Origin of the sequence: Peribacillus sp. TH14 (assembly GCF_016651145.1) — a bacterium.
GTDB lineage: Bacteria > Bacillota > Bacilli > Bacillales > DSM-1321 > Peribacillus > Peribacillus butanolivorans.
The window spans coordinates 480,777-493,843 of sequence record NZ_JAEKEK010000001.1 but is presented as its reverse complement, the minus strand read 5'-3'; the positions used below and the strand labels follow the sequence as shown (position 1 = coordinate 493,843).

At 37.4% G+C, this 13,067-nt stretch carries 10 protein-coding genes; 7 read left to right on the top strand and 3 right to left on the bottom strand.

Going from position 1 to position 13,067, the window contains the following annotated elements:
* Positions 1-53: 53 nt before the first annotated feature.
* Positions 54-257: a cold-shock protein gene (locus JFU50_RS02535; RefSeq protein WP_201181683.1), complete on the bottom strand. Its 204-nt coding sequence runs from the start codon at positions 255-257 to the stop codon at positions 54-56.
* 968 nt (positions 258-1,225) lie between these two features.
* Between JFU50_RS02535 and JFU50_RS02530 the strand changes: the two genes are divergently transcribed.
* Together JFU50_RS02530 and nhaC are read left to right on the top strand one after the other, a co-directional pair.
* On the top strand, positions 1,226-2,800 hold the full coding sequence (locus tag JFU50_RS02530) for a peptide chain release factor 3 (protein WP_053345100.1): 1,575 nt from the start codon (positions 1,226-1,228) through the stop codon (positions 2,798-2,800).
* 536 nt (positions 2,801-3,336) lie between these two features.
* On the top strand, positions 3,337-4,737 hold the full coding sequence (gene nhaC, locus JFU50_RS02525; protein WP_242486115.1) for a Na+/H+ antiporter NhaC: 1,401 nt from the start codon (positions 3,337-3,339) through the stop codon (positions 4,735-4,737).
* Between the two features lie 163 nt (positions 4,738-4,900).
* Here nhaC and JFU50_RS02520 read toward each other — a convergent pair whose 3' ends face one another.
* Positions 4,901-6,094 (bottom strand): FtsW/RodA/SpoVE family cell cycle protein, encoded by a 1,194-nt coding sequence (locus JFU50_RS02520; protein WP_313889033.1) that lies wholly within the window; start codon positions 6,092-6,094, stop codon positions 4,901-4,903.
* A gap of 318 nt (positions 6,095-6,412) precedes the next feature.
* On the opposite strand from JFU50_RS02520, the gene JFU50_RS02515 reads away from it, so the two are divergent.
* From JFU50_RS02515 to JFU50_RS02495, 5 genes are all read left to right on the top strand, one after another.
* Positions 6,413-7,513 (top strand): SDR family oxidoreductase, encoded by a 1,101-nt coding sequence (locus tag JFU50_RS02515; RefSeq protein WP_201221561.1) that lies wholly within the window; start codon positions 6,413-6,415, stop codon positions 7,511-7,513.
* A 16-nt stretch (positions 7,514-7,529) separates the two neighbouring features.
* Entirely contained in the window at positions 7,530-9,089 is a 1,560-nt protein-coding gene (locus JFU50_RS02510; protein WP_201221559.1) for an aldehyde dehydrogenase family protein, read from the top strand.
* Between the two features lie 275 nt (positions 9,090-9,364).
* Positions 9,365-10,141, top strand: coding sequence for a TerC family protein (locus JFU50_RS02505; RefSeq protein ID WP_201181680.1), 777 nt, complete (start codon positions 9,365-9,367; stop codon positions 10,139-10,141).
* Positions 10,142-10,508: 367 nt separating this feature from the next.
* Entirely contained in the window at positions 10,509-11,252 is a 744-nt protein-coding gene (gene sigI, locus JFU50_RS02500) for an RNA polymerase sigma factor SigI (RefSeq protein ID WP_201181679.1), read from the top strand.
* Complete coding sequence (locus tag JFU50_RS02495; RefSeq protein ID WP_201221557.1) at positions 11,249-12,616, top strand: anti-sigma factor domain-containing protein; 1,368 nt, start codon at positions 11,249-11,251, stop codon at positions 12,614-12,616. Before sigI ends, JFU50_RS02495 begins: the two co-directional genes overlap by 4 nt.
* Positions 12,617-12,657: 41 nt before the next feature.
* Here JFU50_RS02495 and JFU50_RS02490 read toward each other — a convergent pair whose 3' ends face one another.
* Positions 12,658-12,849, bottom strand: coding sequence for an alpha/beta-type small acid-soluble spore protein (locus JFU50_RS02490; RefSeq protein ID WP_034314196.1), 192 nt, complete (start codon positions 12,847-12,849; stop codon positions 12,658-12,660).
* Positions 12,850-13,067 lie beyond the last annotated feature (218 nt).

Genomic DNA, 13,067 nt, shown 5'->3' with positions numbered 1-13,067 from the left:
GAATGGATGCCGTCCAGGTTGGGCGGCATCCATTTGCATATGGTTTCTATTCTTTATAGTTTAATGACGTTCTTAGCTTGAGGTCCGCGATTTCCATCTTCAATTTCAAATTGTACTTCTTGACCTTCATCAAGAGTCTTGAAACCATCGCCCTGAATAGCGGAAAAATGTACGAATACATCATCTTCGTTTGGTACTTCTATAAATCCAAACCCTTTGTCACTGTTAAACCATTTTACTTTACCTGTTACTGTCATTCGATGAATCCTCCTAATAATTTTAAAAATATTAATGGTGACTGTTTTTCCTTACAGGAAAAAATCAATTTCACACATTATCAAATACCCTCATTTAAGTTGAAATATCATACGAAGATACTTGATAATATGTGAATCTTTACTGGAAGTATTTAGCTGGGGTGTTCTGTATCGGAACCTTCTGGAACAATTTCCAGTTTTTTAGTATATACCCACCTTTATAAAGGATAAAACAAGAGGATGTAATTTATACATATTCATTTGGGGAAATTAATATTATGGTTGTTTTATGAGGGAGAGGTCCAATCCTAATGATGAGGAGGATTATATTGAACTATGAGGTGCTTGAAAATGAGATGAATCTAAGCTTTCCTTAGTCCTGGCGTAAAAAAATTCACGTCAAAATGGTGTAAGCAAAAGCTAGTATTGATTTACTTAAGCTGAAAGAGGAAAAATAACTCTTGGAATCAAAGTTTTTTATAAAGATATTCGGGTATAGGATAAGAAAGAAAGGACTGATCAATAATGAAGAAATTATTAAAAAGAGCTGTCGTTTTTGCTGCTCCTATAATATTCAGACAAGTAAAGAAACGTTGGAAAAACAAACGTAATCAAAAAGCAATGAAGACAGCAAGATAAGTTGGTTAAACTATGAGTAAATGAACGATAACCATATGAACTTGGATAAGAGGCGCTGATATAGCGTCTTTTGTTTTGCTATAACATCAAATCCGCTTAAGGTGATTCATTCACCTCTACATCTTTCCTTCATATCGTGTTAAAATAGTAAGGTTGATTGAAATGAATGCTGAGTAGCCAAGGCTTAAGCCTTATGATATATTTTTTCATACATATATTGTGTATGTTGGTTTACATACAAAGAAAGGTTGACATTCCAATGTGAAAAATCTAATTAGCCTTCCTATAAATATATTTAGTGATGACTCCAATAATGAAAGGAACATTTTATGACTACATTAAAAGACGAGGTTCAATCCCGACGGACCTTCGCAATTATCTCCCACCCGGATGCCGGGAAAACAACTTTGACAGAAAAATTATTACTGTTTGGTGGCGCCATTCGTGATGCCGGGACAGTTAAAGCTAGAAAAACAGGGAAATATGCAACAAGTGATTGGATGGAGATTGAAAAGCAACGGGGAATTTCCGTTACATCTTCAGTCATGCAGTTTGATTATGATGATTTCCGTGTGAATATCCTCGATACACCAGGTCACCAAGATTTCAGTGAAGACACATATCGTACATTGATGGCTGTTGACAGCGCCGTGATGATTATCGATTCGGCAAAAGGGATCGAGGATCAGACGGTTAAATTATTCAAAGTGTGCCGGATGAGAGGAATTCCGATTTTTACATTTATCAACAAAATGGACCGCCAAGGGAAAATGCCGCTCGAATTGCTTGCTGAACTTGAAGAAGTACTGGGCATTGAAACATACCCAATGAACTGGCCAATTGGGATGGGAAAAGATTTTGTCGGCATTTACGACAGGTTTAATAATCGGATCGAACAGTTCAAAACAGAAGGCGATGAGCGCTTCCTTCCATTGAATGACGAGGGTGAACTCGAGGTGGATCATGAACTTAAAGATTCACAGTTGTATGAGCAAACTTTAGAAGAAATTATGCTGTTGACGGAAGCGGGGAACCAATTCTCTGAAGAAAACATTGCGAATGGTAAACTTAGCCCTGTATTTTTCGGAAGTGCTTTAACAACATTTGGGGTTCAGACGTTTTTGGATGCTTATCTGCAGTTTGCACCTGCTCCTCAAGCCCGTATGACAACTTCAGGTGAAATGAGTCCTGTCAGCAATGATTTTTCTGGTTTCATTTTCAAGATTCAAGCGAATATGAACCCAAAACACCGTGATCGGATTGCTTTTCTTCGTATCTGTTCTGGTAAATTTGAGCGTGGAATGAGTGTAAACTTGAGCAGAACAGGTAAACCAATTAATCTTTCTTCTTCAACTCAATTCATGGCTGATGATCGGAACACGGTAAATGAAGCAGTAAGCGGAGATATTATTGGTTTGTATGATACCGGGAACTACCAAATTGGTGATACTATAACGACAAGTAAAGATATGTTTCAGTTCGAACGGTTACCTCAGTTTACCCCAGAACTATTCATGCGGGTAACAGCTAAAAACGTTATGAAACAGAAGCATTTCCATAAAGGAATTAACCAACTAGTACAAGAAGGGGCCATTCAGCTCTTCAAAACAGTTCGGATGGAAGAATACCTGCTTGGTGCGGTTGGTCAACTTCAATTTGAAGTATTTGAGCATCGGATGAGAAATGAGTACAATGTTGAGGTCATGATGGAGCGTATGGGTAGTAAAATCACTCGCTGGGCCGAAGATGAAAAGCTTGATGAAAACCTTCACAGCTCAAGAAGCATACTAGTTAAAGACCGTTTTGAGAAATACGCATTCCTGTTTGAAAATGAGTTTGCACTTCGTTGGTTCCAGGATAAAAATCCTGACGTGGAATTATATAATCCAATGGATTTGAAATAATGGAGAAGCCCGTGTATATACGCGGGCTTTTTTTATTATCTGGAGCATTATTAAATATCGAAAGATTTTTTGATAGTAGCTTAGCCAAGTATCCATAGCTGTATTTACCTGTTCTTATGTGAAATCACCTAAAGAGCAGATTAATGGAGGAACTTCATTATCAATAATTTATGTAACTCGTGAGAACTGATATTCAATTTTATGAGAAAAGTTCTTTGTATCAGAGGAGCCTTTAATGAATGGAAATGGTTGGTGAAGGTGAACTTGGAAGCTGATTCTGTCAGTCGTTGGGAATGTGGGGTAATTTCCCTTGTTATCTTAGGATATTTATGAACCTGTACTAATCGAAGTATGGGTTTTCGTTTTATGAGAAGAATGTCGATTTTATTAAGAATCAAAATCTACTAAAAAAGATTATTATTCCTTTGACAATCTTAAGAAACTCATTTATATTTATCTAGTGCTTTAGTACTTAAAAGCGTTTCAGCAATTGTGAGGAATTAAAAGGTCCATCCTTACCTCAGAGAATACACAACATGAAAGCGGGGAAATACATCATGCGTCTGGAAGATGCAAAGCTAAAACTCTCCTTACCTGAAGCAATTGGGGTTTTGGCAATTCTTTTCTTAATCATTGCAACTGGTATCATACATTATGGACTTGCCCCCCATATTCCAATAATAGCTGCTATCCTATTTCTATTTGTTTATGGAAAGTTCAAGAAGTTGCCATTTTCGATTATGGAGGCGGCTATCGTCAAAGGTGCAGTTTCTGGTATGGGAGCTATCTATATATTCTTTTTCATTGGAATGCTAATTTCGATCTGGATGGCAAGCGGGACAATCCCTACCATCATGTACTATGGGTTTGACTGGATTTCTGGTGAATATTTCTATGCGGTCACATTTCTGGTGTGTTCGCTAATTGGGCTCTGTATCGGGAGTTCACTTACAACATCAGCCACGATCGGAGTTGCTTTCATAGGTATGGCGGCGGCGATGGATTTATCGTTGGCGATTACAGCCGGTGCAATCATTTCCGGTGCATTTCTTGGGGATAAAATGTCTCCATTATCCGACTCGACCAACCTTGCTTCGGGAACGGTTGGAGTACCATTATTTGAACATATTAATAATATGCTTTGGACAACGATTCCAGGTTTTTTAATATCACTTATTATCTTTTATTTCCTTTCACCGAATGTCAAACTGGCTCGTGTTGAGGAGGTTGAAGCAATGACAAAAGCCTTGGAAATGGAAACGAACATTAGCATATGGAGTTTGATTCCGTTTGTCATCGTTCTAGTCATGGCTTTGAAAAAGGTGTCGGCGATTCCGACTTTGTCAGCAGGAATTGTTTCGGCCGCTGTCATTGCTTTCATACAAACGCCAAGTTTGACCGTTGCAAAGCTAGCGGATATCTTATACGGCGGTTTTGTACTGAAGAGTGGAATGGATCAACTTGACTCAATCCTATCGCGGGGCGGCATTGAAAGTATGATGTTCTCCGTTTCGATGGTGTTGTTGGCATTGGCGATGGGCGGACTATTGTTTGAATTAGGGGTCATCCCTTCTATTTTAAATGCGGTCCAGGATTCATTGACGAGTGTAGCGAAAGTGATTTCAGCTACCGTATTTGCAGGAATCAGCGTGAATTTCCTAGTGGGGGAACAGTATTTATCAGTTATACTGCCTGGGAAAGCCTTTCAGCAGAAATATGAAGATTTAGGCTTGCAGCCAAAAACGCTTGGGAGGGTACTTGAAGATGCGGGAACAGTTGTGAATCCTTTGGTTCCTTGGGGGGTCTGCGGTGTATTCTTGACACAGGTATTGGGTGTTTCAACCTTGGAATATGCTCCATTTGCATTCTTCTGTCTGCTTTGTCCTTTACTTAGTTTAATTGCTGGCTTTACGAAAATCGGGATACACTATAAGTAAAAAAACAGGCGGTCGATTTCGACCGCCTGTTTTTTAGTTGAATTTGATTCCAGGTTATATTAATCACAGACACAGCAGTATTCTATATTTAGTTAAATTGCTGTAAATTAAAAACCCCCAACATACTGATAAACAGAATGCCAGGGGATAAAAAACTAGAGTTTTATTTTGAAGAGGCTATCTCTTCTTTTGGGATGGTAGTAATCTTTTCTTTCTGTTCAAGTATATTCATTCGCATTACGACATTTTGGAAGATTCCCATTGAAATCATAAGCAGTAGTAAGGAAGAACCTCCATAGCTGATAAATGGAAGGGTAATCCCGGTAATTGGAATAAGCCCAGTCACTCCGCCAACGTTGATGCCTACTTGAATGCCAATCATGGATGATATGCCGATTAATAGCAGGCTTCCGAATGGATCTTTACATTTGGCAGAAAGCACAAAACCCCTCAAGACGATAAAACCGAGTGTCAAAAGAACGAAAGCTACTCCGAATATTCCGAGCTCTTCCGCAATTATGGCCATGATAAAATCTGTATGTGATTCAGGCAGGTACCCGTATTTTTGTACACTGTCCCCAAGTCCGACACCTGTTACACCACCTGAACCTATTGCGAACAATGAATTCACGAGCTGATATCCGTCTTCTCCTGCTGTACCAAAAGGGTCTGCAAAGCCGGTAAAACGAGACACTTTATTTTCAGATAAAACGGATGAGAAATTACCTGTCACAAGAACTCCTAAAGCAAAAATAGCTACGAACACTAGTGTTATTAAAGAGAGTTTGAAGATGCTTTTAAAAGACATTCCAGAGGAAATGATCATGGTACTTGAAATTAGGAAAATGACGGCTGCCGTTCCATAGTCCGGTTGTATCCCGATTAAAAAACAAATAAATACTAAAAAGAAAATCGGAGGAATAACAGCTTTATCAATACTATTGATTCGATCCTGTCTTTTTCCGTAAATGGCAGCCAGGTAAATAATCATGACTAGCTTTGAAAATTCTGCGGGCTGAATAGATTTTGAACCTAATTTAAACCAGCTTGTGGCATTTCCTGCAGTATGGCCAAAGATGAAGAGCATCAAAAGGATACCTGCCATTCCAAACATCATTAACATTAAAAAGTTTTTGTTTTTGTACATCTTATAAGGAAGAATCATCGTCACAATCATTGCTAAGAAAGAAATGATAAAGGCCATTTTTTGTTTCTCAAAGAAGAAATCCATGGACTGGCCGTATCGAGCAACTGCAGTAATCATGCTCGCACTATAAATCATGACTAAACCAAATAGACAGAGTAATACGACAGCGATAAAAATAGGGAAGTCGTATGCTTTAATTATTCTTTTCACTTGTGCGCTCACCTCAAATATGTATGCGCGAAAAAATCGCCTTCTTATATAGTAACGGAAAATCGCCTATATAGATAATAATTTTTATTCAATATATGAATTTACCCTCTAAATCTTATTATTAAACCCCTAATCTGATAAATTTATAGACAATCTACTAGATTACTCTTTAAAGAAGAATCCTACTAGGTACCTTCGATAGAAAATGCAAATACTCCTTCAAAATGGAAGTATTTTTTTCTATTATATTCCATTTAAATAGTAATAATATGTAAAGTAACTTACAATCAAGGTAGGTAAACTGAGGGGGAATAATCTATGGAGCATGTTTATTTATTCACAGGATTTCCGGGTTTCATCAGTAATCAGTTGATCATGGAGCTTTTAAGGCGTGATGATGCCTTAAATAAAATCTACCTGCTTGTTTTGCCTGAACAAAAGATAAAAGCAGAAGCAGAAATCAAATCTATAGAAAATGAACTGGATGGAGCAAAAATAGTATTTGAAATGGTGATAGGCGATATAACGAAAGAAAATCTGGATATTCCATTTGATTTAATTCATAATCTTCAACAAGAAATTACCCATGTTTTTCATCTTGCAGCGATATACGATTTAGCTGTCCCTGAAAAAATTGCTCAACTAGTTAATGTCGTGGGTACGAAACATGTAAATGAATGGGTTAAAGGGTTAACTAAACTTAAGCGATATACCTATTTTAGCACGGCTTATGTTGCGGGTAACCGGGAAGGAAATCTGTACGAGCATGAAATGGTCTTTCCAAAAAGCTTTAAGAACCATTATGAACGGACTAAATTTGACGCCGAATTATTAGTCGAGGAGCTTAAAAAAGAGGTTCCGACTACCATCATTCGACCTGGTATCGTAAAGGGGCATTCTCAAACAGGGCAAACAATTAAATTTGATGGACCCTATTTTATCCTTAATTTTCTTGATCGGTTAAGCTTTCTCCCTTTATTTCCATATATTTCTTCAGAAAGGGAAACAGTCGTGAACCTGGTTCCAATAGATTATATTATACAGGCTACTGCATATCTGGCATTATATAAAGAAAGTGCTGGAAAAACGTATCATTTAACCGATCCTAATCCATGTACGGCTACTGAAGTTTATGAACTATTTGTTGGAGAATTATATAAGAAAAAACCAAAAGGTTATGTACCAATGGTATTGAGTCAGGCGTTTTTATCAATTCGTCCGGTGCGGGCTTATTTAGGAGTTGAAAAAGAAGCCTTGGATTATTTTACTTGGAAGGGGCGGTTTGATAGCAAGGAAGCCCAAAAAGACTTAGCTGGTTCTGGAATCGTTTGCCCTAATTTCAGGAAAGGTGTTCCGGCTATGGTTGATTTTTATTTAAGGTATAAAAATGATAAAGAGTATCAGATTAAAATAAGGTAAAACAAGGGGAGAAGTTATGGAAGAATTACATACCAAGTGGGAAGTGTATTCTCCGGCAACAGGTGAGAAGATTGCCGAACTTGATGAAACGCCACTGGAGTCTATTCCTCATTTATATACGAAATCAAGACAAGTGTTTCAGACCTGGTCAAAACTTCCTATCAAAGAACGTCTGCAATATTTAAAGCGCCTTCGTTTACTGATGGTTAACAAAATGGATGAAATAGCTGAGGTTATTTCAAAAGATACAGGCAAAGTTAAAATTGAAGCGCTTGTCGCGGATATCATGCCAACTATTGATGCAATTAAGCATATTGAAAAACATGCAGTGAAAGCTCTTTCTAGACAGAAGGTTCCCACACCATTAATGTTAATTGGGAAAAAATCTTATATTGATTATATGCCCCGTGGAACTGTTCTCGTCATTTCACCTTGGAATTATCCGCTTCAACTAGCAATGGTCCCGATCCTGAATGCTCTTGCCGGTGGGAATACCGTTATTGCCAAACCTTCAGAGGTGACACCTTTAGTGGGAATGTGCATAGAAAATTTATTCCATGAAGCAGGTTTTCCAGAGGGGACCGTTCAGTTTGCTCATGGAGGGAAAGATTTAGGTGCGTCATTAACTGAGCAGAAACCGGACTATATTTTTTTCACTGGTTCTGTCAGGACCGGAAAAATAATTGGTGAAGTTGCAGCAAAACAGCTAATTCCAAGTACTTTGGAGCTTGGTGGAAAGGATCCGATGATTGTCCTGCGTGATGCGAACTTGGAACGGGCTGTTAATGGAGCGCTTTGGGGGGCTTTTACAAATAGCGGGCAGGTGTGTATGAGTGTTGAACGAATATATGTGGAACGTCCCGTTTATAAGGAGTTTCTGTCTTTGCTTAAAGAAAAGTCTAATTCTTTAAAACAGGGGACACGATTAACGGATGATATTGGTTCAATGACCTTCCCGGCTCAGATTGATATTGTTGCTGGACACCTAGAGGATGCGCTTAATAAGGGTGCCATACTTGAATCTGGAACCTCACCGAATGATTGGAAAACGGGTAAGACCTATTTTATTCCGCCGACGATATTGTCCAATGTCAATCATACAATGAAAATTATGAAAGAAGAAACGTTCGGTCCAGTTCTGCCAGTTGTACCATTCGATACGGAGGAAGAGGTCGTCCGGCTAGCAAATGATACTGAGTACGGACTTAATTCGAGCGTTTGGACAATGGATACGGTAAAAGCAAATCGGGTAGCATCCCAGTTAGTGACAGGAGCGGTAACGATCAATGATGTTCTGATTACTGTTGCTAATCATTACTTACCCTTTGGTGGTACAAAGCAAAGTGGTATCGGCCGTTATCATGGCGAACAAGGAATGCGGATTTTTTGTCATGAAAAAGCAATCATGAAAGACAATGGAAAAAAGAATTCGGAAATTCAATGGTATCCATATGAAGGGAAGTATACGAAGTTTTTATCACTGTTCCAACACTACTTTTCTGAAAAAACCAACTGGATTCAATTTGGTAAAGAATATTTACAATTAATTAAGATATCCAAGGAAAAACGAAAATAGAAATTCTAGAATTTTTATCTTATAGAAAAAAAGATTGTAATTTTCACCATTAGCACGTATACTATTAATATACTTAATAACTGATTTTCCTTTTACAAAGGGGAGTAGCGTTAGGGTTCGCCCTAAAACAAAGTCGTCATTACGTGAGTGGAGACATTCATCGGCTTTGTTGACATGTTTTCATGTTCAGCAAGACCTTTGCCTATACGGCAGAGGTCTTTTTATTTTGCCAATGCCGATAGCGAGGGAAATACAAACTATTGGAGGTTGAATGCATGGAAGCATCAATATTATTGGAATATGGCTGGGTCCTTCTTATCTTGGTTGGATTAGAAGGAATACTCGCTGCAGATAATGCAGTCGTTATGGCTGTCATGGTTAAACATTTACCAAAAGAACAACAACGAAAAGCCTTGTTTTACGGTCTGATGGGAGCTTTTGTTTTCCGCTTTGCAAGTTTATTCCTTATTTCCTTTCTTGTCGACGTGTGGCAAGTTCAAGCAATCGGTGCCATTTACTTACTTTTCATTGCTTTTCAGCATATTTACAAAAAATACGCTAGGAAAGGTGAGAAGGAAGTCACTAAACCTAAGAAACAATCTGGCTTCTGGATGACAGTGGTAAAGGTAGAGGCTGCTGATATTGCATTTGCGATTGATTCCATGTTGGCTGCTGTTGCACTGGCCGTTACACTTCCTGCAACAGGTTGGATGAAAGTTGGCGGAATTGACGGGGGGCAATTCGCTGTAATGTTCCTCGGTGGTATGATCGGGTTGATTATTATGCGATTTGCAGCTAATGGATTTGTGAAATTGCTTCATCAGCGTCCTTCACTTGAAACTGGAGCATTTTTAATTGTAGGTTGGGTTGGGGTAAAGTTAGCGGTATACACACTTGCACACCCTTCGTTAGCTGTCATCGATCACCATTTCCCGGAATCAACACTTTGGAAATCGATTTTCTGGGTTGTATTAATCGGTATTGTCATAAGTGCATGGATCATTTCAAGCAAAAAAGAAAAAGAAAAAGAAAAACAAATACAAGAAGCATAAAAAAATCAGGCGTGCAAGTCGCGCCTGGTTTTTTTAATTGTAAATCAAAATCCATTATATGGGTTTTGGGGTGTGACCCACAAAAATTCAGACGCTTTTACGAACGATATGTTAAAAGAAGTAAATATTAAATTTGGGTAAAAAAAATGACAATTGCCCCATTGATTTGTGAAATAACTAGAAAAAAGTTATTTTACTGTAATTACACTGTAATAAACGAGAAAAAACTAAGTATTTTTTCATGTGGATATATTTTGTGATTTCGATATCATTGAAAAATAGTTCTTTTGGTACTGTCTTTTAGACTCCCTCCGCTTAAGATAAATATGTTGATCGTTTTTCCGTTCAACAGGAGCGAGGTGAGCAAATGCTTGGTTTGTTGTTTACAGCATTCAAAAAAAAGCGTTCTTTAGAAGAAACCGTTTTGAAAATTCAACAAGGCGATATTAGCCTTCGTAACGATATTATAGAATCATTTAAGCCTTTTATAGCCAAAGCCGTCTCGTCAGTATGCAGACGCTACATATACGAATCAGATGATGAATTCAGTATTGGATTGATTGCTTTTAATGAGGCGATAGATAAATATTCCCCGGAAAAAGGCCGTTCTTTGTTGGCATTTGCCGAAACCCTTGTTAAGCGAAGGGTTATTGATTACTTAAGAAGCCAATCAAGAAGCAAAGAAATTATTCTGGATTTTTCTCAAAACGAAGAAAATGATCAAAGCCAAATATATCTGGATAATGAAAATTCCATACAGGAATACGAAATACAAAAGGAATCAGAAAAAAGAAAAGAAGAAATTCAACTTTATATAAGCCATCTACAGGATTTTGGTCTGTCGTTTGATGATCTCGTTGAAAACTCTCCAAAACATGCAGATGCTAGGAAGGGAGCGATAATGATTGCTAAATTGTTAATGGACGATGACGACTTGAAAGAAATCCTGTTTACAAAAAAGCGGCTGCCAGTAAAACAGCTTGAGGGAAAGGTAGATGTAAGCAGAAAAACAATCGAACGGAATCGAAAGTACATCATTGCTGTTGCAATAATAATAAACGGGGATTTTTTGTATTTGAATGATTATATAAAAGGGGTTATTAATGGATGAAAAAAGGAGTTATTCTTTCAATAAATAAGCGTTTTGTAACCCTATTAACCCCCGAAGGCGAGTTTCTAAAAACCAAAAGACAGGAAAGAACGTATGAAGTGGGCGAAGAAATAACTTTTTCACCTTTTAAACCAAAAGTAACTTTATCTTTTTCTAGCTTTCATTTATCTTTCAAAAAAAAGGCGGTGCTTAGTGTAACAGCTGCCCTTCTGATTCTCTTTTCTATTCTGCCATCGTATTCTTCTGAGCATGTCTCTGCATATATGACAATTGATGTGAATCCAAGTATTGAACTAGAGCTGAATGATCAATTAGAGGTTCTCAAACTTACCGGCTTAAACGAAGATGGTAAGCTTGTTATTAATAAGTTGACGAACTGGAAAGGTAAAGAAATTAAGACGGTCACAAACCGAATTGTTGAAACAACAAAGAAACTCGGTTATTTGAAAGGAAATAAACAAATAGTTGTTTCTACAACGTTATTGGATAAAGATAAAAAACTGGATAAGAATTTAAAAGAAGAGATTAAAGAAATTTCAGAGCAGGGAAATGTTTCACAAACAAAGATGAAAGTTATTCAAGCAACGAAAACTGATCGGAAGCAGGCTAGGAAACAAGGCATGTCTACCGGAAAATATGTTGAAAAGAAGTTGAATGAGGATAAAGAGAAAGTTAAAGTGAACACAAGGGAACCTGCAACGGATAAAAATGTCGAGGGTAATACCGAAACCTTGGAAGAGAAGAGAGAATCGCAGAGCAATAAAAACAAGTCGAATCAAGAAAAGGAAAAAGTGAACAATCCAAGTGAGAAAAAGGAAAAAGTGAACATTCCAAGTGAGAAAAAGGAAAAAACAGTTATCAAAGACGAACTAACCGAAAAAAGGGAAATGCAAAAACAATATAAGCAAAAGAAGGAAACATCAGATAAAAAAGAAAAAAATGGACAATATAGACCATATAGACCATATAACGGAAAAAACAAAGAGAAAAATACCTTTCAAGAAAAAAACAAAGAGAAAAATACCTTTCAAGAAAAAAACAAAGAGAAAAATACCTTTCAAGAAAAAAACAAAAAACCGAACGGGAAATCAAATAGAGACCATAGCAACCATTCAAAAGACAAGCAATCGAAAGAGCGGAAGTGGGTCAAATCAAATGAAAAGACTGAACAGAGAATTGATAAGCAAAGACACCCATCAGTCAAAGAAAAGGCAAAAGAAAGTGAAAAAAGTAAAGACCATCGTATAAAGCACGAAACTAAAAAGGGCAATAAGACAGAACGGAATAAGACAGAACGGAATAAGAGGGAAATGAATAATAAAGAAAACGGTAATGAACGGAATATTAAAAAGAGTCCAGCTTAAAAGCTGGACTCTTAGCCATTGATATTCAATTGTAATAGGATTTATTGACCTTTAAGTTGAGATTGAGCTTGCTGAACAAGACGTTTTGTAATTTCTCCACCAACTGAACCATTGGCACGTGCGGATGTATCGGAACCTAATTGTACACCAAATTCTGATGCTATTTCATATTTAATTTGTTCAAGTGCTTGTTCGATTCCAGGAACAAGAAGGTTGTTACTGCTGTTAGCCATTTGAATCTCCCCTTTACGTTTTCAACGGCTTTTGCCGCTGTAATGATAGTATAAGTAGAAAAAGGAGTTTTACTTATGTAAGCAGTATCAAACTTATTGGTAAACCTGCCTTATTGTTGCAAGTAAGACAGTTTCAAAAGAGAATGGAAAAAAGAATGAAAAAAGGGTACACTAGATTTTTAATGGTTATGTGATTCACATAATTATAAAGGAGTAAG

What these genes read in the sequence shown, in the direction of transcription:
- nhaC (WP_242486115.1), top strand. Translation starts at nt 3,337, where the DNA reads ATGAAAGCGGGGAAATACATCATGCGTCTGGAAGATGCAAAGCTAAAA.
- JFU50_RS02495 (WP_201221557.1), top strand. Translation starts at nt 11,249, where the DNA reads ATGAAAAAAGGAGTTATTCTTTCAATAAATAAGCGTTTTGTAACCCTA.
- sigI (WP_201181679.1), top strand. Translation starts at nt 10,509, where the DNA reads ATGCTTGGTTTGTTGTTTACAGCATTCAAAAAAAAGCGTTCTTTAGAA.
- JFU50_RS02530 (WP_053345100.1), top strand. Translation starts at nt 1,226, where the DNA reads ATGACTACATTAAAAGACGAGGTTCAATCCCGACGGACCTTCGCAATT.
- JFU50_RS02535 (WP_201181683.1), bottom strand. Translation starts at nt 257, where the DNA reads ATGACAGTAACAGGTAAAGTAAAATGGTTTAACAGTGACAAAGGGTTT.
- JFU50_RS02515 (WP_201221561.1), top strand. Translation starts at nt 6,413, where the DNA reads ATGGAGCATGTTTATTTATTCACAGGATTTCCGGGTTTCATCAGTAAT.
- JFU50_RS02510 (WP_201221559.1), top strand. Translation starts at nt 7,530, where the DNA reads ATGGAAGAATTACATACCAAGTGGGAAGTGTATTCTCCGGCAACAGGT.
- JFU50_RS02505 (WP_201181680.1), top strand. Translation starts at nt 9,365, where the DNA reads ATGGAAGCATCAATATTATTGGAATATGGCTGGGTCCTTCTTATCTTG.
- JFU50_RS02490 (WP_034314196.1), bottom strand. Translation starts at nt 12,849, where the DNA reads ATGGCTAACAGCAGTAACAACCTTCTTGTTCCTGGAATCGAACAAGCA.